The following is a 22,161-nucleotide window of genomic DNA, read 5'->3' as shown; positions in this document are numbered from 1 at the left end:
CTGTTTCTTCTCTAAATAATGCAGAATAATCATGAATTTAACTTCTCGTTCACTTATTGGTAAAATGCCATTCAACAGATTGTTTCGATCGGGTTTCATCAAACGTCCGCGGGGGATCCTTTTCGGGGTAATTTGCGTTATCGCCCTGTTTTCTGCTTTGCAAATTTTCTCCACCGTGGTGCTCACCAAAATCCTGCAGGATGCACATAACAACGTTATTGCCACCGAAAGTCTGCGTCAGCAGCAAGCCGTCATGGATAAAGCCCGTATGGAACTGCTGATGGCCAGCGACAAACTGAACCGTGCCGGTATTTATTACATGCAGGATAAAGAAACCGGCTCGGTCGGGAGCTGGAACAGCCTGATGGAAGAATCGCTGGGTTCGCTTGCCGCGTCGCAAAAAGCGTTTGCACAATTCGAAGGTATGACGAAAAACGCCGATACGGCTGCCACCGAGCTGAAATCCAGCTATCAGATGTTCTACGACGGCTTGCGGGAACAGGCGAACGGTCTGCAAAAGAACAACAATATTGATTCCTTCTTTGAAGTGCCGATCCAGGCGTTTCAGGATGACTTCAGCCAGAAATATTATGCTTATCTGGCGGTTAATGAGCACACAGCGGTGTCCCTGAGCGACCGCTTACTCAATGCGCTGACGCAGGCGAAAACGCTGTTTATGGGCGCGCTGGTCATTCTGGCGGTGATTGCGGTGCTGGTCTGGCGCGGTGTGTCTGCGTGGATTATCCGTCCGTTGCAACGCATGATCGGGCACATCAGCGTGCTGGCTGCCGGGGATTTATCGCGCGATGTCGAAGATGACCACGCGCGGGTGATTGAAGTCCGCGAGCTGGGTGTCAGCCTGCGCAACATGCAGCACGGCCTGCAAAAACTGGTCAGTGAAGTGCGCGATGCCTCCTCGCATATCATGATCAATATCAATCAGATGGCAAAGGGTAACGAGGAATTATCGGCACAGGCCGCCATTCAGAGCGAAGAACTCAGCGCTGCCACTGAACACATCACCCATCTTAATGAACGCGTGAAAGAAAACGCCGCCTATGCGTTGCAGGCCAGTCAACGCGCCGAGCAGGCGAAAGGCGTGGCGACGCGCGGCGGGGAAGTAATGGGGCAGGTGGATACCGCGATGAAAGAGATTGTCAGCCAGTCTTCAGAAATGAGCAGTATTGTCTCAATGATCGACAGCGTGGCGTTTCAGACCAATATTCTGGCGCTGAATGCGGCGATTGAAGCGGCGCATGCCGGACAGCACGGACGCGGGTTTGCGGTGGTGGCGAAAGAAATCGGTCTGCTGGCGCAAAAGAGCAGCCATTCGACGCGTGGCATTCACCAGCTGATTGATGATTCCGTGCAGCAAATTGATCGCGGTTCGGCATCCGTTACGGTGCTGGGGCAAAGTCTGGAAGAGATAATTCATATCTTCAACGGCCTGAGCACGTTAGTCAGTGAGATTTCGGCAGCGACGTTGTATCAGGGGCAAAGTGTTCACGATGTCTCCGAACGCATTACCGCGCTTAATCATGTGACGCTGCAAAACGGCAAACTGGCGGATCATGCGGCGGCATCTTCCCAGCAGTTGCTGGACCAGTCGCAGCGTCTGGAAAAAGCCGTGGCGCGGTTTGCCCTGACCGCCGCGTGATACCCGGTTATTTCTGATGCCACACCAGCATGCTGCCTTCGCTGTGGCCGGTCACCGGATCCGTCGCGGGCAGCGGGACGGCGTTCACCGCTTTGGTGCGAGCCGCCAGTTGCGGCAATTCGTCATGGCATAAATCGGCTTTGATGCCCGGCGGATACGCGCCGACCAGCATAAAATCGGCATCGGCAGAAATCTGTTTATGGCCGATTCCGGCCGGAAGCAGTAACACATCGCCGACTTTCACCTCGATAATATTGCCGTGCTCGCCGCCCAGTTGCAGCTTCGCCGTACCGGCAAAAACACCCAGCACTTCAGGTGTGTTGGAATGAAAATGCGTAAAGGTATAGACGGGATAACGCCACTGCGGCGGCCAGCCGTTGGCGCGGAAAAGGTGTTCGAGATAGTCGGCATTATCGGCGGTATCAGGCGGAATGACGCGGTGATAAATCAGCACCGGTAACGTATTATTCGGCACACCGCCGTCGGGTTTATCAATCCGCAGAGTATCCATGGCAACCTCCCGGGGAGTCGCGAAGCCCGTTTGGGGTATCGGCATCAGGGCTATAACACCCAGCAAAGTCACGAACCGGCGTCGATCCAAATGCATCAGTAATAGCTCCTTGTCGAGCAATCAATGGCTTACCTCTTTCATGTATAGATCAAAAAGCCCTGAATATCTTCTTTTTGCACACATAAAAAATGCATGTCAGGCCGCGCTAAAAACCTCCATTCCGGTTATCAGAAAAAACTTAAAATATGGTGCAATTAATAAATAGAAGTCATATCGGCTGGCTAAATCCCTTATGTCTTCTATGCTTAACAATACAAAAATACTCAGGAGGAGAAGTTATGAACAAGAAAATGTTACTTGTGGTTGCTACAGCAGTTTCGGTACTGGCAGGGTGTCAGACTTATGACCGTGCGGCGAGTTACGTTAAAGAACCGGTAGTCAGCGATGTCAAAGTCGGGATGACGAAATCGCAGGTTCGTGCCATTGCAGGGCCACCGTCAACGGAAGCGACGCTGATCCACGCCAAAGGGACTTGTCAGACTTATGCGGTCGCCCCGCGTGATGGTAAAGCACAGACCTACTTCGTCAGCTTTAACGACACCGGTCATGTCATGAACAAAGGTTATCAGTCCTGTTCAGACTACGACAAAGACCCGCAGGCTGCTCAGTAATACGTTTTCCTTCCCCTCGTGAGAGGGGAAGGAGCCGAAATTTAAGCCTTCTGCGTCACAATCCTCACGCCGACTTTACTCACCCGATTTCCTTCCATTTCCGCAATCGTCCACGTCAGTCCGTCCCATTCGATATGGTCACCGATCACCGGTTCGCCTCCGAGCAGCTTAATGACGAAATGTCCCAGGGTTTGCGACTGATCCACGGTGTCTTCCAGATTCAGGCCATACAGCTGGGAAATCGCATCCAGCGGCGCATCGGCCTGCAGAATGAAATCACCAAAGAAACGATCATCAAGCACCACTTTATTGCTGTCGCTGAACAATTTACCCAATTCCGGTAAATCTTTTTCCTGTCCGATGACACACAGAATATCGCCTTCCTTCAACCGTGTACTGCCGGTCGGATGCAGCATCTCTTTGCCACGGAACAGCGCTGCAATCCGTGTCGCCTGCGGCATTTGCAGATCACGCAGTGCCGCGCCGACGCACCATTTATCGGAGCCGAGCTGATACACGAACTGTTCCCAGTCGTTATACACATCGATATCCAGTCCGACGCGGGAAATCGGCGTCGGTTGCGGCGGCACCAGCACTTTGGCTTTTTTGGCCGCAAAGCCTAATGACGTCCCCTGAAGCAGCAAGGAGACCAGCACGATAAAGAAGGCGACATTAAAATACAGCGTGGCATTAGGCAGTCCGGCCATCATCGGGAATACCGCCAGAATGATCGGTACCGCACCGCGCAGGCCAACCCACGAGATAAAGAAGCGTTCGCGCAGGGTAAAGTTTTTGAACGGGATCAGGCTGACAAACACCGACAGCGGGCGTGCCAGCAGGATCATCCACAATGACAGCGCCAGCGCCGCGATGGCAATCGGCAACAGATCGCTGGGCGTCAGCAGCAAACCGAGCACCAGGAACATACCAATCTGGCTGAGCCATGCCAGCCCGTCGAAGGTTTGCAAAATACCGTGACGGTTGCGGATGGGCATATTGCCGAGCATCAGGCCGCACAGATACACCGCCAGAATGCCGCTGCCTTCCAGTGACATGGTTGCCGCGTACACCAGCAAACCACCGCTGAACGCCAGCAGCGGATACAGCCCGGCCGCCAGCGTAATCTTATTAATCAGCTTGTGCAGCAGCCAGCCGCCGCCCACACCAAACACAATGCCGAGGCCAAACTGGCGCACCACATCCACCACAAACATCAGGCTCAGGCCGTGTTCGCCTTTGGAAATCATGTCGATCAGGGTGATGGTCAGGAATACCGCCATCGGGTCGTTGCTGCCGGATTCAATTTCCAGCGTGGCGCTGACACGTTCGTTCAGACCTTTACCGCCAATCAGCGAGAAGACGGCTGCCGCATCGGTTGAACCGATAATCGCGCCAATCAGTAAACCCTGCATCAGGTTGATATTGAACAACCACGCGGCGGCCAGCCCGGTCAGACCGGCGGTAATCAGAACGCCGACCGTCGCCAGCGACAGCGCGGGCCACAGGGCAACACGAAAGGAAGAGGCGCGGGTACGCATGCCGCCGTCGAGCAAAATCACCGCCAGCGCCAGGTTGCTGACCAGATAGGCGGCGGGGTAATTATCAAACGCAATACCACCAATTCCGTCGATGCCTGCCAGCATGCCGATCGCCAGAAAAATGACTAAAATAGGGATGCCAAGCTTAGAAGAGAACGAACTGAGCAAAATGCTCGCTGCGACTAACAGGGCGCCAATAAAGAAAAGAGTATTAATCGTGCTGGCGTCCAAGAGCGTTCTCCTTGTAAGGCATGAGTGGTGCGGGGGCGTGCGGTGTCGTCATCAGTGACAATACCTCTAATTTATCAGGAAAATGAGCGCGTTGCTGAGGTCATTTAGGATTTTTATTAGTTGCACTTAAGAATAAAAAACTATGCTTAAAGATGAGCGATGTCTACGTGCAGTTCATCAAAAAGGAAACCACAATGAGTGAATTTACCGGTGTACACCGTGAGGTGATGAAAGATGGCGCGATCAAACATGTGCTTATCCGCGACGCACAAGGCAATGAACAGTCGATTGCGGCAAAAGATTACATTTCGCAAGGGATCGAGCCAGATCTGAATGAGTTGCCCGAAGTCGGCACTGACAGCGAATTTCCGGTGGCGGGTAAAGGCTGACACAGGGATTTCCCCGCAGTTAAACTGCGGGGCTTTGCAGGATGAAAGGATTACACGCCCAGGCGGTCGCGCAGGGAATAATACGCCGCGCCCAGCATGGTAAATGGCACCTGGAAATTGCGGCCACCGAAGAACGGCATATGCGGTAAACGGGCGAACGCATCAAAACGTTCGGCGTCTCCGCGCAGCATTTCGGTGATGAGCTTCCCGGCCAGATGCGTCAGCGTCACGCCATGCCCGCTGTCACCCTGCATGTAATAGATGTTATTTTCCAGCCGGCCAAATTGCGGCAGGCGCGATAACGTCAGCAGGAAATTGCCGCCCCAGCGGTAATCAATCTTGACGCCTTTAAGCTGCGGAAAGGTGCGGTTAAGTTTGGGCAGGATCACCGAATCGATATTCGGCGGATTTTTACCGCCGTAGGTCACACCGCCGCCGTACAGCATCCGGTTGTCAGCGGTGAGACGGAAATAATCGAGCAGATAATTGCAGTCTTCGACGCAGTAATTGTTGGGCAACAGTGAGAGTGCCATGTCATCCGACAGCGGTTCTGTGGCGACAATCTGCGAGCCACACGGCATGCTGAGACGCGTGAGGCGCGGCGCAAGCTGCTGACTCAGATAGGCGTTGCCCGCCAGAATCACATATTTGGCGCTGACCTGACCTTTGGCCGTGTGCACTAACGCCGGTTCGCCGTGGTCAATGCGCGTGACTGCCGATCCTTCAAATATACGCCCGCCATGACGCCGCACCGCTTCGGCTTCGCCCAGCACCAGATTCAGCGGATGAAGGTGGCCGCCATTTTTATCCAGCAGCCCGCCGACATAACGGTCGGTGGCGATTTCGCGCCGCACGGCGGTTTCATCCAGCAGGGTCAGTTCAGTATGGCCGTAACGGTTCCACAGCTTTTGCTGGTCGCGCAGTTTCGAAAGCTGGCGTGCACTTAGCGCGGCAAAAATACAGCCGGGGCGATAGTCACAGTCGATGGCATACTGATCGATGCGCTGACGGATGATGTTCGCCCCTTCAAACATCATGCTGCCGAGCATATCAGCGGTCTGCCGTCCGTAGCGGTCTTCAATCACATCAATATCGCGGCTGTAAGAGTTGACCACCTGCCCGCCGTTACGCCCGCTGGCGCCCCAGCCGACCCGTGCGGCCTCAAGCACCACCACGTCGTAACCGGCCTCACACAGATATAAAGCAGAAGAAATGCCGGTAAAACCGGCACCGACAATGCAGACATCGCACTCAATATTGTCTGTCAGTTCCGGCCACGGGGCGTGGTCGTTGACAGAACCGGCGTAATAGCTGTCGGTGTGCGGCACACCGGCAGCGCGGGGACTTCCTGTTTGAGCAGTCATGATGACATCCTTCTTCGGGTTCCCGTTGCCACGCCCGGAGCCGATGACAACTAGAAGGTATTAGGGGTATGCGCGCTGACAATCCTGCAAATCCGCGTCGAAATATTACTGAAGCTATGAGGGTTCGCGGTGTTAATGGCATAACTTTGCCCCGCACGCAGCGGGTAACTCTGACCGTTGACGGTTAAGATGATTTCTCCTTCTAACAGGGTGCCGACTTCCTCGCCCTGATGCTTGATCTTATCGCCGGTTGTGCTGCCGGGCTGATAGGTTTCCAGCAACATGGCAACGGTATGGTTTGGCGTGCCGTTGTGGACCATGCGCATGGACACGCCGCGGCTGCCGATTTCAATTAAATCCGCCGCATTAATCACGATACGCGGCGCGTTACTTTTATGTTCTTCGGCGAAAAACTCCGAAAGTGACAGCCCGTAAACCCGCAATAACTTTTGCAACGTACTGACGGCGGGACTGACTTTATCCTGTTCGATGGTGCTGATGGCGCTGTGTGTCAGGCCAGACAACTCGGCGGCTTTGCGCTGTGACATCCCGAGTTGCTGGCGAATTTCAGAAAGCCGGCGACCAGGCGCCAGACTGACTTCGCTCATCCGTTTATTCCTCTCGTGCGCTCCGGGCCTGATGGCCCTTGCGACAGGCAGCGATAAAAGCGTTAAACAGCTGACGCGACACCGGGTCGGTCAGACTGTGCCATTCCGGATGCCACTGCACACCAAGGGCAAACGGATGATTGCGGACACTCACGGCTTCCACCAGATTGTCCGGTGCGCGTGCTTCCACGGTCAGTGCGTCACCCAGACGGTTGGCTCCCTGACCGTGAAGGGAGTTCACCTGAAACTGCTGATAATCGGGTAATAATTCCGAAAGTAAGCCGCCCGGTTCGATATGTACCGGATGCACGAGATCATACTGATTGTCGTGCGGCAAGGTGGTGTCTTCGCGGTGATCCATATAGCCCGGCACGTCCTGCACTTTACGGTGCAAACTGCCGCCGGTGGCAACCACCAGTTCCTGTAATCCGCGACAGGCGGCGAACAACGGGATTTTTTTATCCAGCGTCGCGCGGATCAACTGCAAACTCAGGCGGTCACGGCCGGGATCGGCCTGCTCCTCGACACCTTCTTCACCGTACTGATGAGGCTCAATATTGCTGGGGCTGCCGGTGAGGAAGATGCCGTCGAGACCGCGCAGAATCTGGTCTATCGCGCCTTCGCGCGCTGCCAGTTCATGTGGCAGACAAACGGGAAGGGCATCGGCGTTGAAAATGGCGTCCAGATACTTTTCGTGGACAGTCAGGGCAGGATTTTCATCAACGATGTTTTTACACATGACTACCCCAATGACCGGTCTGTAGCGCGTCTCTTTTCCCGCAGATGCCGTGGAAAATATATTGCCCATAATACCGCCTCGTTGAGTAGATGAATTGGCTGACAGTACGTGCCTCCCCGCACGTTACTGCTCAGAATATTGACCTTATATTGACCAATTTAGCAGCGCTCAGGTCGCTTTTCAAACTGATATGTTGCGGTAATGTACATGTTGCAAATAATTAATGTTAAGGCTAGGGTTAATGATATGGCCGTTATTTTGAGCAATAAACGGTTTGAGCATAAAAGAGCTTTGAGTAAAAAACTGAGAGGATCCCCACTCCATGAGAGCACAGCGTTGAACAAAGTGATGACCCGGTAAAGATAACCGGCTGGCACCCTGTTGGAGCCTGATATGCCGGAAACCAGCAAATGGCGGAAAACCTATGCAAGCGACTGAACTGATGAATGAAATTAAGAAAGAGATTAGCGGGACCGAGCCCCTCGCTAAGCACGTTGAAGAGCGAAGTAGCGCGTTCCAGGATGAAGTATCCCAATACCTGGAGCGTCACCCGCAAACCCTTCACGTCGACGTCCTGCTCACCGATCTCAATGGCTCCTTCCGCGGCAAACGCATTCCCGTCTCAGCACTCCGTAAACTCGAAAAAGGTTGTTATTTCCCGGCATCGGTCTTCGCCATGGACATTCTCGGTAATGTTGTGGAAGAAGCCGGACTAGGCCAGGAACTGGGCGAACCCGACCGCACCTGTGTGCCGGTTCCCGGTACCTTAACGCCATCGGCTTCCGACCCTGAACATACCGGCCAGTTGCTTCTGACCATGCTTGACGAAGATGGCACTCCCTTTAACGTTGAACCACGCAATGTGCTTAATCATATCTGGCAAACATTGCGCCAGCGGGGCCTGTTCCCGGTGGTAGCGGTAGAGCTGGAGTTCTATCTGCTCGACAGGCAGCGTGATGCGGAAGGCTATATTCAGCCACCCTGCACCCCGGGGACGCAGGAACGCAGCATGCATACTCAGGTTTACTCCGTCGATAATCTCGATCACTTTGCGGATGTGCTCAGTGACATTGATCGTCTGGCGCACATTCAGGGGTTACCTGCGGATGGCGCGGTGGCGGAATCCTCACCGGGCCAGTTCGAAATCAATCTGCACCACAGCGAAAATATTCTGCGCGCCTGTGATTACGCCCTGATGCTCAAACGTCTGGTGCGTCTGGTGGCGGAAAATCACGATATGGACGCCACCTTTATGGCGAAACCTTACGATGAATATGCGGGCAGCGGGATGCACATCCATCTCAGCGTGCTCGACGACAACGGTAAAAACCTGTTTGCCAATGCCAGTGGCGAAGATTCTGAACTGATGAAACGCGCGCTCGCTGGCATGATTGCACTGATGCCGGCCTCTATGGCGGTGCTGGCGCCAAACGTCAATTCCTTCCGCCGCTTCCAGCCGGGCATGTATGTGCCGACGCAGGCGTCGTGGGGGCACAATAACCGTACCGTTGCCCTGCGTGTTCCTTGCAGTGGAACCGCCGATCACCGCGTGGAATATCGCGTGGCCGGTGCCGATGCTAACCCGTATTTAGTGGTCGCCACCGTACTGGCGGGCATGCTGTATGGTCTGGACAACGATTTGCCGTTACCCGAACCGGTCACCGGTAACGGTCTGGAACAGGAAGGTATTCCGCTGCCTATCCGCCAGAGCGATGCGCTGTATGATTTTGACGATCAGCCTGCGCTGAAGAAAATCCTCGGCGAACGTTTCTCACACGTCTATCACACCTGTAAATCCGATGAACTGTTGCAGTTCGAGAGAAGGGTGACGGAAACGGAGATAGACTGGATGCTCCGCAACGCGTAGCACGGTTAACGAATACGCGCATTATGTTCAATACTGGAAAAGAATTTGTAACGCAACGCCTGTGAATGTTGTCATTCATGCGTGATTTGTGCAAAATACGCCGCACTGCAGATAACCGACGCTTAAAGGCGCCGGTTATTTTTTTTGTATATGCAGTACCCAAACTAATTCAACAGAGGCCGGACCCAGATCCGGATAGATAACAAGGTTCGTGTGCGATCCCAAATTAAAAACGGTCGCCACTATGAGGAAATGTAATATGGGGCAATACTTCAAACCTGTACCGGTGCCTGCCGGTGCTTCTGTCAGCTGCGGTCACATTCGCACAGCCTTCACCTCCGCGTTCAGCGACGTGAAGATCTACCCCCCGTTTACTGGTAATAACTCCCGAAGTTTTCCCTGTACGTTGCTTTCAGAGGCGTTTAAGCGCCCGGTGTCTGCAATCCAGGGAGGGCTGAACCATGTCTGCTAATGCATCTGCCGCTCCGGCCACTCAGCGTGTACAACTGCGTAAAACCCTGACACTGGTTCAGGTTGTCATGATGGGGCTTGCCTATCTGCAACCGATGACCATTTTCGATACGTTCGGCATTGTTTCCGGCCTGACCGATGGTCACGTCGCGACAGCGTACATCTTCGCGCTGATCGCCGTTCTGTTTACTGCCGTGAGCTACGGCAAACTGGTGCAGCGTTTCCCGTCTGCCGGTTCTGCTTACACTTACGCGCAAAAAGCTATCAGCCCGCACGTCGGCTTTATGGTCGGCTGGTCATCACTGCTGGACTACCTGTTCATGCCGATGATCAACATCCTGCTGGCGAAAATCTATCTGGAAGCCATCTTCCCGGGCGTGCCGTCATGGATATTCGTGGTGGCGCTGGTCGGCATGATGACTGCGTTCAACCTGCGTGGTATCAAGATTGTTGCGAACCTGAACAGCATTATCGTTGTGGTGCAGGTGGCGATCATGGTGGTGTTCCTGGGTCTGTTAGTCCGTGGCGTTTATATGGGCGAGGGGATGGGTACGCTGGCAACCACTAAACCGTTCTTCAGTGAAAATGCGCATGTAGTGCCGATGATTACCGGTGCGACCATTCTGTGCTTCTCATTCCTGGGCTTTGACGGTATCAGTTCACTGTCTGAAGAAACGCCAAACGCGGGCAAAGTCATTCCGAAAGCGATTTTCCTGACCGCGCTGATTGGCGGCATCATCTTCGTGGTGGTGTCTTACTTCCTGCAACTGTATTTCCCGGACATCTCGCGCTTTAAAGATCCGGACGCGTCTCAGCCTGAAATCATGCTGTACGTGGCAGGTAAGTTCTTCCAGTCCGTCATTCTGTGCTTCAGCTGCGTAACCGTTCTGGCATCAGGCATGGCCGCACATGCGGGTGTTTCCCGTCTGCTGTACGTAATGGGCCGCGATGGCGTGTTCCCGGAAAAACTGTTCGGTTATGTGCATCCGAAATGGCGTACCCCGACGTTCAACGTATTGCTGGTCGGCGTTGTGGCGATGTCTGCGATAACCTTTGATCTGGTGACAGCGACCGCGCTGATTAACTTCGGTGCGCTGGTGGCGTTCACCTTCGTGAACCTGTCGGTAATTTCACAGTTCTACATCCGTGAAAAACGTAACCGTACGCTGAAAGATCACATCAGTTACCTGATCCTGCCGGTAATTGGTGCGCTGACCGTCGGTGCACTGTGGCTGAACCTGGAATCGAGTTCGATGACATTGGGCTTAGTCTGGGGGGCGATTGGCCTCGGGTATCTGGCGTTCATCACCAATGCGTTTCGCAAGCAGCCACCGCAGATGAGCGGGGAGATAGCGCCGGAAGCGTGATTTGTTCCGCGCCCTTCCCTGCGAAGGGGAGGGCCGGGGTGGGGTATTGAAGCGAAATCAATGAGTTGAAGTTTGCTTTGACGTGGTGTTAGCCCTTTATACCCCGCTCGCAGCCTTTCCCCTTCGCATGGGGAGGCGCAAACCGATTAACCCACCAGTTTCTTCCCATATTCAAACAGCGCCTTGAGAAGCGCCATCTTCTCAGCATCCCCCTCATGCAAGTTATAGAGCGATTCAAGCTCTAAAATGTACGCCTGCACACGCTCGTCCGTCAGTTTCTCCTGGCGATGCAACATCCAGCGTTTCTGTTCGGCATCGGTCAGCGTGGCAGGGTAGTTGCGGGCGCGGAAACGAAACAACAGCGGTTCGATGCGGGAATCATTAAAGGTCAGATCCAGCGCGGGAAGGTTCTCCGGACGGGTTTCCACAATGATGCGCATGGCCGCGCGATCGGCATCGCTGAAAAAGCCGTCGTAAAGGCGGGCGTCTACGTCATCGGAAGGCGTAAACGGCTCTGCTTCAGCAAACATCGTGACCACTTTCTCGCGCACCTGCGGGTTCTGACGCAGTAACTGCAAATTCTCAAGACAACGCTGACGATCAATCCCCAGCCGTTCGGCATTTTCAGGCAACAGTGTTTTTGCCGGTGCCAGCACCGGACATTTGTTGATGTGCACCAGCTTGACCGGCAGCGGAGATTGACCCGCCTGCAACGCCTCGCGGCGACTGTACAAACGTTCGCGCATCTCATCAGGATTGAGATCTAACAGCGTCGACATATCACCGGCCAGATCGCACATGATCACGGCGTTCTTGTTTTCAGGATGCCACGCCAGTGGTGCGACCCACGCGGTATTCCCGCGCGCCGCGCCGAACATACCGGAAACATGCACCAGCGGGGCCATGGCAGGAATGTCGATCAGGGTATTGAGTTTATGTTTGCTGCGATGCTCAAGCAGGAAGCTGAACAAACGCGGTTGCGCCTGTTTCACCAGCTTTGCCATGGCAATAGTGGCGTAGACATCGGCCATCGCGTCATGGGCATTTTCGTGTTCAATGCCGTTGGCTTTGGTCAGATGTTCCAGACGGAAACTCGGAAAACCGTCATCATTTTCCGGCCAGTTGATGCCTTCCGGACGCAGTGCATAACAGGCGCGCATCACATCCAGCAAATCCCAGCGGGAATTGCCGTTCTGCCAGCTGTAGGCATACGGATCGTAAAAGTTGCGATAAAGGATATTACGGCTGACTTCATCGTCGAAACGGATATTGTTATATCCGACAATGCAGGTGCCCGGTACGCTGAAAGCTTTATGGATTTGCGCGGTAAACTCGGCTTCGATCAGGCCGCGTTCCAGGGCCACTTGTGGCGTAATACCGGTGATCATCACCGCTTCAGGTTCAGGCAGATAATCGTCAGAAGGGCGGCAATAAATCACCAGCGGTTCTTCAATAATATTGAAATCTTCGTCAGTTCTCACCCCGGCAAATTGTGCCGGGCGATCCAGCGCCGGGTTTTTACCGAATGTCTCGTAATCGTGGAAATAAAAAGTTTTTTGCGGCTTGTCTGACATGACGGAAATAACCTTAATCAGTGCGGAATGAATGAACTCGACGGCGACTAGGATACCATCCGCCACAATGAAGTCATGACAAAATGCGCAGGCATGGAACACATCATCAAAATCTGCCCGTTGTTCCGCAATACCGCACCGATCCCCCAAATCCCTGACAAAAACCAGGGTGATCCCCTCTGGTAACTCGGCTAAACTACCGCCTTCTTTGAATTTACGCCTTACGGCAGGCTCAACGTGCGTCTCGACAAGAAAATTTCTGCGCTGGATAACGTCATTTACCGTAATTACAGAATGACTCACGCCCTGCGGATCGCGGTGGCATTTATTCTGACATTCCTGATTGTCCGTCTGACGAAAATCCCCGAAGGTACCTGGCCGCTGATCACCCTGGTCGTGGTGATGGGACCGATGTCGTTTTGGGGAAACGTGCTTCAGCGCGTGCTGGAGCGCATTACCGGCACGGTATTGGGTTCCGTTTCCGGGCTGATTGCCTTATGGCTCGAGCTGTACTCCTTTCCGCTGATGCTGGTGTGGTGCGGAATTGTGATGTTTGTCAGCGGCTATCTGACCCTTGGCAAGCGTCCGTATATGGCGCTGCTGATCGGCATTACGCTGGCGGTGGTGTGTGGCGCAGGGCCGGGCGATATGAATACCGCGCTGTGGCGTTCCGGCGATGTGATTTTCGGATCCCTGCTGGCGCTGCTTTTCGCCAGTATTTATCCGCAGCGCGCGTTTATTCACTGGCGCATGCAGATGGCCGATTACCTGATGTCGCTGAACAAACTCTACAGCGCGTGGTTATCGCCGAATATGCTCGAACGCCCGCATCTGCACGGTAAAATGAAAACGACGATGGGGCAGATGGTCAAGATGCGCGCTCTGTTCGCTCCCGCCAGTAAGGAATCGCATATTCCGCGTGAAGTGTTTGATGCGATCCAGACCCTGAGCCGTAATCTGTTGTGTACGCTGGAACTGCTGGCCGATGCCTACTGGAGTTCGCGCGAAAGCCATTTCCTGATGCTCAATGCCCGCACGCTGCGCAGTGCGCAACTGCTGATGCTCAATACGCTGGAAAAGCTCAGTCTGATGCTGATGAACGGCACGCGAGGCGACGAACTGACGATCAATCATCAGCTCAACGAATCTGCGGAAGAGCTGAAAGCGCTGATGGCGGAAATGAATGCGGCAAATCATCTGGAAGCGCAGGTGTATGGCTATGTGTGGCTGAGTTCACAGGTAGCGGAACAACTGCGGGCTATGGGCGACCTGATCACCATGACGATGCAAAAAGAAGACGCTCAAATAAGCAGCGGTAAAACGCCGAAAGCATGAAGGGATTTTTGTCTGTGGCCTAAAACGGGTAAGATGGCGTTATTGGACGATTATCTGAGCGCGCAGCCCGATCTTTGCTACTCTTCTGCTAGCTGACAGTTAAGGCAGGACACGCGGTTGCGACAAGTCAGTCACTGAATCTGTGTAACTTAATCGAAGGTGTTAAAATGGACAATATCAATAAGCCGAGTTTCCAGGACGTTCTGGAGTTTGTGCGCATTTTCCGTCGTAAAAACAAATTACAACGCGAAATTGCTGACAACGAAAAGAAAATCCGTGACAACCAGAAACGTGTTCTGCTGCTCGACAACCTGAGTGATTACATCAAACCAGGTATGAGCATCGACGAAATTCAGGCGATCATTGCCAGCATGCGCGGCGACTATGAAGATCGCGTTGATGATTACATCATCCGCAATGCGGACCTGTCGAAAGAACGTCGTGAAATGTCCAAAAAGCTGAAAGCAATGGGCGAAATCAAAGCCAACGAAACCAAGTAGTTTCGTCGCGACCGAATACAAAAACCGGGTTGATGCCCGGTTTTTTTACGCCTGTTGTTTATCTTATTCCAAAACGCGTACCGGTTTTCCAGCCAGAAACGCCTGAATGTCTTCGACGGCTTCGGTGAAATACACCTGATAATTGCCGTCTGAAACGTAGCCCAGATGCGGCGTCGCCAGTAGGTTGGGTTGCGTTCTGAAAGGATGATCTGCCGGCAGCGGCTCGACATCAAACACATCCAGTCCGGCACCGGCAATCACACCGTTTTGCAACGCACTGAGCAGGGCGGGCTGATCGACAATCGCGGCGCGCGAGGTATTAATCAGCAGGGCGGAGGGCTTCATCTGCGCCAGTTCCTGCGCACCCAGCAAGCCGCGCGTGCGTTCGCCGAGCACCAGATGAATGGACACCACATCGCTGGTTTGCAGTAATTCTTCTTTCGATGCACAAAGTGTCACACCCTGTTCCGCCGCGCGTTCTGCGGTCAGGTTCTGGCTCCACGCACATACATCCATACCGAACGCCTGCGCGATATGTGCCATCTTCTGACCGATCTTTCCCAGTCCCAGCAGACCAAGACGTTTGCCGCTCAGGCCAAAACCCAGCGTGCTTTGCCACGAGCCGTTGTGGCGAAATGCATTATTTTCAGTCATCAGATGCCGCGCCAGCCCGAGGATCAGTGCCCATGTCAGCTCAACCGGCGCAGACTGCCCGCTGCCGGTGCCACAGACCGTCACGCCATGCTTTTTCGCCGCCGCAAGATCTATTGAGGCATTGCGCATACCGGAGGTGATCAGCAGTTTCAGTTTGGGTAAACGGGTAAACAGCGCAGCGGTGAACGGTGTGCGCTCACGCATAATCACGACGATATCGGCGTCTTTCAGGGTTTCAGCGAGGGTGTTTTCATCAGCAATATGTTCCGTCAGCGCCTGGCATTCCACCTGCGGTGCCAGTGAGCGCCAGTCAGCCAGCGAAAGGGAAACGTTCTGGTAATCATCAAGAATGCGGCATTGCAGTGGCATGGGGATCCCTTATCTGAAAATCATGATAAAGAGATATAGCACTGAAACAGCCGGGAGGTGAAGTACCCCGGTAAGCCCCTTTCCTTTATGCGGCGCCAAAGCCCTGCATAAAGGAAAGGGTGTAAATGAATCTGATGGGGGAAAGCCCTTTAGCGGGGAAAGTGCGGGAGGAGACCGCCGCAGCGGGCGGTCTGACAACATTAATGCAGATGTGAAAGGCTCGGCGCGCTGATGCGCAGACCGTCTTCGCTGAATACCATGCAACGTTTAGCATCGAACCAGGTGGTCAGGCTCTGATAAGGATTGAACGCCATATCGCCCGGCAGCAGCATTTTGAAACCGTCGGTGCCATAACACTGACCAAACAGATAGGTGCTGTTGCCCAGCCGTTCAACCACTTCGCAGTTAAATTCCAGCACGTTTTCAGTTTCCTGCGACAGCAGATGTTCAGGTCGGATGCCGAGCGTCACTTTATCGCCTGCTGCCAGTTCGCTGGTGTTCAGCGCCAGCGTCAGCGTCTTCTCCGGCGTCAGGCGCACTTCGAGCCGCTCCGGCTGCCAGCTCAGCACCTCTGCAGGCAGAAAATTCATCTTCGGCGAGCCGATAAATCCGGCCACAAACTGATTCACCGGGTTGTAGTACAGATCCATCGGCGCGCCTGTCTGCTCGACTTTGCCGTAATTCATCACCACGATTTTATCGGCCAGCGTCATGGCTTCGGTCTGATCGTGCGTCACGTACACCATGGTGGTTTTCAGTTCCTGATGCAGCTTGGAAATGTGTAAACGCATATCCACACGCAGCTCGGCATCCAGGTTAGACAGCGGTTCATCAAACATAAACACCTGCGGATTTCGCACAATCGCACGACCAATCGCGGTGCGCTGGCGCTGACCGCCGGAAAGCTGTTTCGGTTTTCTGTCCAGCAAATGAGAAAGCTGCAAGGTTTTGGCAACCATCTCCACCTGATGACGAATTTCCTCTTTCGGTACGCCGTTGACTTTTAGCCCGTAACCCATGTTTTCCGCAATGGTCATGTGCGGATACAGCGCGTAAGACTGAAACACCATCGCCACGCCACGGCGTGACGGGTCGACGTCATTCACCCGTTGCTCGCCAATGTAAACGTCTCCTTCCGTAATATCTTCCAGCCCGGCAATCATGCGCAGAAGGGTGGATTTCCCGCACCCCGACGGCCCGACGAAAACGGTGAACTCGCCGTCTTCAATATCAATATTGATGCCATGCAACGTCACTGTTTTATCGAAACGCTTGACCACATTTTTAAGTCTGATGCTGGACATGTTTGACCTCATGAAGAATTCATACCGCTGATGTTTCGGACTATAACCACCTTGTGTAAGCGTTTGCACAGGCGGGTTTGAATTTTGGAGAGAAGATCACACAATGCGCATCTTTTTGTAGTGATTTATGGTGTGTAAGTTTAACGTATAACATAGTTTTTAAGGCGACATTCATCATTGTTAAATCAGATTTTAAAGGGTTGTTTGTATAAAGTGTTGATTGACTGTCGTTACGTACCCTACAAAAATGTTATACCTTCACATTCAGGAGCGACAATGAAAATTACCCACCTTACTGCCCTGGTACTGATGTCATTAAGTCTCAGCAGCCAGGCCGTCCGGGCAGCAGAGGGACAGTTACTTGTCTGGGAAGATATTAAGAAATCTTCCGGTATTTCCGACGCGGTGAAAGATTTTGAAAAAGAGAACAACGTCAAAGTCGTTGTGCAGGAAACGCCTTACGCACAACAAACGGAGAAATTACGTCTGGATGGTCCGGCAGGTATTGGCCCCGATGTCGTCGTGATCCCCAATGATCAGCTGGGCACGGCAGTGGTACAGGGTTTACTGGCGCCACTGAATCTCGACAAAGCATTTCTGGCGAGCTTTACGCCGCCAGCATTGAACGCCTTCCAGCTTAAAGGCCAGACCTATGGTGTGCCGAAAGCGGTGGAAACGCTGGTGCTGATTTACAACAAAGATTTACTGCCACAGGCACCGGCAACCCTCGACGAGTATTACACCTTCTCCAAAGCCGAAAGGGCGAAAGGTAAATATGGTCTGTTAGCCAAGTTTGACGAAGTGTATTACGCCTACGGCGCGATGGCCTCGATGGGCGGCTATATATTCGGTAAGGATGCTAAAGGCGAAATCAACGTCGAAGATATCGGCCTGAATAAACCGGGCAGCATTGAAGCCATTACTTACCTGAAAAAATTCTATGCCGACGGATTATTCCCGGCAGGGATTGTCGGCGATAACGGCCTGAACGCCATCGACTCGCTGTTTACTGAAAAGAAAGCGGCTGCGGTGATCACCGGTCCCTGGGCCTTCCAGCCGTATGAAGCTGCTGGCATTAACTATGGCGTGAAAGCGCTGCCGCTGTTGCCAAACGGCAAACCGATGAGTTCGTTCCTCGGCGTGAAAGGTTATGCGGTTTCAACCTACAGCAAGCAAAAACCGCTGGCCGAGAAATTCATCACCTTCATCAACCAGCCGAAGTACGCCAAGGTGCGTTACGAAGTGACCAAGGAAATCCCGGCACTGACGGCGCTGGTTAACGATCCGATGATTAAAAACGATGAAAAAGCCAACGCGGTAGCCGAGCAGTCAACCCGCGCCACGGCGATGCCGGGTGTACCTGAAATGCAGGAAGTCTGGGGGCCTGCGAACAACGGCATCCAGTTGGGTGTGACTGGCAAACAGCCGGTTGATGCCGCGCTCAACGACGCGGTGAAAAATATCCAGATGCAAATCGAAGCGGCGAAAGCCAGCAACGAATAACCGGCAACGCCTGCTGAAACCCATGTATGTCTGACCGGAGGGAGTGATTTCACTCCCTCACCAGTGAAAGGAACATCTTTGTGTCTATGCGTCTTCATGAGGAAAACCAGGCGCCACTCTCTGCCAGCCACCATGCACCGGTGGCGCTGGCTGTGGCGCTGATCCCCGGTTTTGGGCAGTTTTATAACCGGCAATGGGCCAAGGGAATACTGTTTTTTATCATTCTTATTTGTTTCGCCGGCGTCTTCTATGATTTCCTGCGTCAGGGATTATGGGGTTTATATACACTGGGCGAAGAAGTGCCGCGTGATAATTCGATATTTCTGCTCGCCAAAGGCATTATCAGCCTGCTGATTGGCGCGTTCGGCGTGGCCTTTTATTACTGGAGTCTGCGCGATGCGTGGGCAAATGGTAAACGCCGCGACCAGGGGATGGAATTACCCAGCGTGCGCAAGCAATATCATTTGCTGCTGCGTGAAGGTTTCCCTTATCTGATGATTACGCCGGGCTTTATTTTGCTGGTGTTTGTGGTGGTCTTCCCGATTATATTCGGCTTCTCCATCGCGTTTACCAATTATAATTTATACCACACGCCGCCGGCTAAATTAGTCGACTGGGTGGGGTTCAAAAACTTTATTAATATCTTCACGCTCAATATCTGGCGCTCGACCTTGCTGGATGTATTGCAATGGACGGTGGTCTGGACCGTGCTGGCGACCACGCTGCAATGTACGGTTGGCGTGATGCTGGCAATTCTGGTGAACCAGAAAGATTTGCGCTTCAAGGCGCTGATTCGCACCGTGCTTATTTTGCCGTGGGCGGTGCCGGGTTTTGTCACCATTCTGGTGTTTGCGGGCATGTTCAATGATTCATTCGGTGTCATCAATAACGGCATTCTGGCTGCCTTAGGCATTGAGCCTAAAGCCTGGCTGACCGATCCGTTCTGGACCAAAACGGCGCTGATCCTGATGCAGACCTGGCTGGGCTTCCCGTTTGTGTTTGCCATGACTACCGGCGTATTGCAGGCCATTCCGAACGATTTATATGAAGCCGCGACAATGGATGGTGCCAGTACCTGGAAGAAACTCAAAACCATTACATTGCCGCTGGTCTTATATTCCATTGCGCCGATTATTATCACGCAATACACCTTCAACTTTAATAACTTCAATATTATCTATCTGTTTAATAACGGCGGCCCGGCAGTGGCCGGTTCGAATGCAGGCGGGACGGATATTCTGGTGTCGTGGATATATAAACTCACCATGTCATCTTCACAATATGCCATTGCCGCGACCATTACGATTTTGCTGTCGATATTTGTGGTCGGTATTGCTCTGTGGCAATTCCGCTCAACCAATTCATTTAAACAAGATGATATGGCGTAACCGGGGGAAGGGCATGAGTAAGAACAGCAGTATTAAAAGAAACCGGTTTATCCGCCTCGGGCTGAGTTATTTCCTGTTGCTGATTGTGGCGGTGATCATTATTTATCCGCTGATCTGGACCGTCGGCGCATCACTGAATGCCGGTAACAGCCTGCTCAGCACATCGATTATTCCAGAGAACGTCTCGTTCCAGCATTACAAAGACCTGTTTAACGGCGAAGTGAATTATGTCGGCTGGTACTGGAACTCGATGAAAATCAGTTTCCTGACCATGATCCTGACCCTGATTTGTGTCAGTTTCACCGCCTATTCCTTCTCGCGTTTTCGCTTTAAAGGCCGCAAAGACGGGCTGATGCTGTTTCTGTTATTGCAGATGATCCCCCAGTTTTCCGCGCTGATTGCCATCTTTGTGCTGGCGCAGTTACTCGGGCTTATCAACAGTCATCTGGCACTGGTGCTGATTTACGTCGGCGGCATGATCCCGATGAACACCTATCTGATGAAAGGCTATCTCGACGCCATTCCGAAAGATCTGGATGAATCAGCGCGGATGGACGGCGCGGGCAATTTCCGCATTTTCATCGAAATCATCATGCCTTTGTCCAAACCGATTCTGGCCGTGATCGCGCTGTTTTCCTTCACCGGACCGCTGGGCGATTTCATTCTTTCCAGCACCATTTTACGCACACCGGATAAGTACACCTTACCGATTGGCCTGTACAACCTGGTCGCGCAAAAAATGGGTGCCAACTACACCATGTACGCCGCAGGCGCGGTACTGATCGCTGTGCCTGTCGCCATTTTCTATCTGGCTTTACAAAAATACTTCGTTTCCGGCCTGACGGCTGGCAGTACAAAAGGATAATCCGATGACTTTCTTTTCTAAGAAGATTTTCAACAAAAGCGCAATGGCCTGCGTGCTGCTGGCGGTGTCATTTTCAACGGTGGCGCAGGAGGTGGTGATTAAAAAAGTCGCCAACGTCCCGGCGGATTTCATCAAAGGTGCGGATATCTCGACGCTGATTGACGTCGAAAAACACGGCGGCAAGTTCTTTGATCAAAACCACAAGCAGACCGACGCGATGGTGATCCTCAGACAAAACGGTTTTAACTACGTGCGTCTGCGCTTGTGGGTGGATCCGAAAGATGCGCAGGGGCATCCGTACGGTGGCGGCAATAACGATTTGGCCACCACGCTGGAGCTGGCGAAACGCGCCAAAGCGCAGGGTTTTAAAATCCTGCTCGATTTCCATTACAGCGATTTCTGGACTGATCCGGGTAAACAGTTCAAGCCAAAAAGCTGGGAGAAAATGGATTATCCGCAACTGAAAACTGCCATTCATGATTACAGCCGCGAGGTGATCGCCAGATTCCGGGCACAAGGCACCGTGCCGGATATGGTGCAGGTCGGCAACGAAATGAACGGCGGCATTTTATGGCCTGAAGGCAAAAGCTGGGGCGCGGGCGGCGGTGAGTTTGACCGTCTGGCCGGGCTGCTGAACGCCGCAATTGCCGGTGTGCGTGCCGATGAAAAAAATCCTTCTGATATCAAAATCATGCTGCATCTGGCCGAAGGCACTAAGAACGACACCTTCCGCTGGTGGTTCGATGAAATCAATCAGCGCAAGGTGCCTTACGACGTGATTGGCCTGTCATTTTATACCTACTGGAACGGTCCGGTTTCCGCGTTGCAGACCAACATGGACGACATCAGCAAGCGCTACAACAAAGACGTGATCGTGGTGGAAGTGGCTTACGGCTATACCACCAAAAACTGTGATGCGGCTGAAAACAGCTTTACCGAAAAAGAAGCCAAAGACGGCGGCTATCCGGGCACGGTGCAGGGGCAGGCTGATTTCCTCAGCGACATGATCAAAAGCCTGGTCGCGGTGCCGGATCATCGCGGCAAGGGTCTGTTCTACTGGGAACCTACCTGGATCGCCGTTGACGGCGCAGGCTGGGCGACACCGGCCGGGATGACCTACATCAACGACCACTGGAAAGAGGGCAATGCCCGCGAAAATCAGGCGTTGTTCAGCTGTGACGGTCAGGTTCTTCCTTCCATCAAAGTCTTCAATTAATCCCTTTTTCCCCGGCTTGATTGGCCGGGGAGTTGATATT

General features: G+C 53.2%; 19 protein-coding genes. 11 read left to right on the top strand and 8 right to left on the bottom strand.

All coding sequences use genetic code 11. The features are described 5' to 3' along the window. Nucleotides 1-31: 31 nt before the first annotated feature. Nucleotides 32-1,657 (top strand): methyl-accepting chemotaxis protein, encoded by a 1,626-nt coding sequence (locus EX31_RS17935; RefSeq protein ID WP_037035978.1) that lies wholly within the window; start codon nt 32-34, stop codon nt 1,655-1,657. Between the two features lie 7 nt (nt 1,658-1,664). On the opposite strand, the gene EX31_RS17930 is transcribed toward EX31_RS17935, so the two are convergent. Then, nucleotides 1,665-2,264: a cupin gene (locus tag EX31_RS17930; protein ID WP_037035976.1), complete on the bottom strand. Its 600-nt coding sequence runs from the start codon at nt 2,262-2,264 to the stop codon at nt 1,665-1,667. Nucleotides 2,265-2,506: 242 nt separating this feature from the next. On the opposite strand from EX31_RS17930, the gene osmE reads away from it, so the two are divergent. Beyond that, nucleotides 2,507-2,839 carry an osmotically-inducible lipoprotein OsmE gene (osmE, locus tag EX31_RS17925; protein WP_013574896.1) on the top strand — a complete coding sequence of 111 codons (333 nt, stop codon included), beginning with the start codon at nt 2,507-2,509 and terminating at the stop codon, nt 2,837-2,839. Nucleotides 2,840-2,880: 41 nt separating this feature from the next. On the opposite strand, the gene EX31_RS17920 is transcribed toward osmE, so the two are convergent. Continuing rightward, entirely contained in the window at nt 2,881-4,608 is a 1,728-nt protein-coding gene (locus EX31_RS17920; RefSeq protein ID WP_013574897.1) for a potassium/proton antiporter, read from the bottom strand. 194 nt (nt 4,609-4,802) lie between these two features. Here EX31_RS17920 and EX31_RS17915 point away from each other — a divergent pair, with 194 nt between their 5' ends. Beyond that, entirely contained in the window at nt 4,803-4,997 is a 195-nt protein-coding gene (locus EX31_RS17915) for a hypothetical protein (RefSeq protein ID WP_037036572.1), read from the top strand. 50 nt (nt 4,998-5,047) lie between these two features. Here EX31_RS17915 and EX31_RS17910 read toward each other — a convergent pair whose 3' ends face one another. From EX31_RS17910 to puuD, 3 genes are read right to left on the bottom strand one after another with little or no spacing between them, the layout of a single operon-like run. Continuing rightward, nucleotides 5,048-6,361, bottom strand: coding sequence for an NAD(P)/FAD-dependent oxidoreductase (locus tag EX31_RS17910; RefSeq protein ID WP_051931096.1), 1,314 nt, complete (start codon nt 6,359-6,361; stop codon nt 5,048-5,050). 50 nt (nt 6,362-6,411) lie between these two features. After that, a complete protein-coding gene (gene puuR / locus EX31_RS17905) occupies nt 6,412-6,969 on the bottom strand; it encodes an HTH-type transcriptional regulator PuuR (RefSeq protein ID WP_013574900.1) in 558 nt (185 codons plus the stop codon). Between the two features lie 4 nt (nt 6,970-6,973). After that, the gene (gene puuD / locus EX31_RS17900) at nt 6,974-7,777 is read right to left on the bottom strand and encodes a gamma-glutamyl-gamma-aminobutyrate hydrolase (RefSeq protein WP_037035973.1); all 804 of its coding nucleotides are present in this window, start codon (nt 7,775-7,777) and stop codon (nt 6,974-6,976) included. Nucleotides 7,778-8,150: 373 nt separating this feature from the next. Here puuD and EX31_RS17895 point away from each other — a divergent pair, with 373 nt between their 5' ends. Next, nucleotides 8,151-9,575 (top strand): glutamine synthetase family protein, encoded by a 1,425-nt coding sequence (locus EX31_RS17895; RefSeq protein ID WP_051931116.1) that lies wholly within the window; start codon nt 8,151-8,153, stop codon nt 9,573-9,575. A gap of 461 nt (nt 9,576-10,036) precedes the next feature. Beyond that, nucleotides 10,037-11,413 carry an APC family permease gene (locus EX31_RS17890; RefSeq protein ID WP_013574904.1) on the top strand — a complete coding sequence of 459 codons (1,377 nt, stop codon included), beginning with the start codon at nt 10,037-10,039 and terminating at the stop codon, nt 11,411-11,413. Between the two features lie 146 nt (nt 11,414-11,559). Here the strand turns inward: EX31_RS17890 and sbcB are convergent, their stop codons facing one another. Beyond that, nucleotides 11,560-12,987, bottom strand: a complete 1,428-nt coding sequence (gene sbcB / locus EX31_RS17885; protein WP_037036569.1) for an exodeoxyribonuclease I — start codon at nt 12,985-12,987, stop codon at nt 11,560-11,562. A gap of 237 nt (nt 12,988-13,224) precedes the next feature. On the opposite strand from sbcB, the gene EX31_RS17880 reads away from it, so the two are divergent. Together EX31_RS17880 and EX31_RS17875 are read left to right on the top strand one after the other, a co-directional pair. Beyond that, nucleotides 13,225-14,322 carry an FUSC family protein gene (locus EX31_RS17880; RefSeq protein WP_037035971.1) on the top strand — a complete coding sequence of 366 codons (1,098 nt, stop codon included), beginning with the start codon at nt 13,225-13,227 and terminating at the stop codon, nt 14,320-14,322. Between the two features lie 167 nt (nt 14,323-14,489). Next, the gene (locus EX31_RS17875) at nt 14,490-14,822 is read left to right on the top strand and encodes a DUF496 family protein (RefSeq protein ID WP_013574907.1); all 333 of its coding nucleotides are present in this window, start codon (nt 14,490-14,492) and stop codon (nt 14,820-14,822) included. A 63-nt stretch (nt 14,823-14,885) separates the two neighbouring features. Here the strand turns inward: EX31_RS17875 and EX31_RS17870 are convergent, their stop codons facing one another. Together EX31_RS17870 and EX31_RS17865 are read right to left on the bottom strand one after the other, a co-directional pair. Continuing rightward, nucleotides 14,886-15,845 carry a D-2-hydroxyacid dehydrogenase family protein gene (locus EX31_RS17870; protein WP_037035969.1) on the bottom strand — a complete coding sequence of 320 codons (960 nt, stop codon included), beginning with the start codon at nt 15,843-15,845 and terminating at the stop codon, nt 14,886-14,888. Nucleotides 15,846-16,045: 200 nt separating this feature from the next. After that, nucleotides 16,046-17,149 carry an ABC transporter ATP-binding protein gene (locus tag EX31_RS17865; RefSeq protein WP_037035967.1) on the bottom strand — a complete coding sequence of 368 codons (1,104 nt, stop codon included), beginning with the start codon at nt 17,147-17,149 and terminating at the stop codon, nt 16,046-16,048. A gap of 276 nt (nt 17,150-17,425) precedes the next feature. Here EX31_RS17865 and EX31_RS17860 point away from each other — a divergent pair, with 276 nt between their 5' ends. The 4 genes from EX31_RS17860 to EX31_RS17845 all read left to right on the top strand — a co-directional run bounded on the left by EX31_RS17860 (nt 17,426) and on the right by EX31_RS17845 (nt 22,121). Further along, nucleotides 17,426-18,652, top strand: a complete 1,227-nt coding sequence (locus tag EX31_RS17860) for an extracellular solute-binding protein (RefSeq protein ID WP_013574910.1) — start codon at nt 17,426-17,428, stop codon at nt 18,650-18,652. 86 nt (nt 18,653-18,738) lie between these two features. After that, complete coding sequence (locus tag EX31_RS17855) at nt 18,739-20,040, top strand: carbohydrate ABC transporter permease (RefSeq protein ID WP_015689635.1); 1,302 nt, start codon at nt 18,739-18,741, stop codon at nt 20,038-20,040. 13 nt (nt 20,041-20,053) lie between these two features. Then, complete coding sequence (locus EX31_RS17850) at nt 20,054-20,905, top strand: sugar ABC transporter permease (RefSeq protein WP_013574912.1); 852 nt, start codon at nt 20,054-20,056, stop codon at nt 20,903-20,905. 4 nt (nt 20,906-20,909) lie between these two features. Next, nucleotides 20,910-22,121 (top strand): glycoside hydrolase family 53 protein, encoded by a 1,212-nt coding sequence (locus tag EX31_RS17845; protein ID WP_037035964.1) that lies wholly within the window; start codon nt 20,910-20,912, stop codon nt 22,119-22,121. The last annotated feature ends 40 nt before the right edge of the window (nt 22,122-22,161 follow it).

This window comes from Rahnella sp. WP5 (genome assembly GCF_000745615.1).
Classification (GTDB): domain Bacteria; phylum Pseudomonadota; class Gammaproteobacteria; order Enterobacterales; family Enterobacteriaceae; genus Rahnella; species Rahnella aceris.
This window is presented reverse-complemented; position numbering and strand designations above follow the sequence as displayed.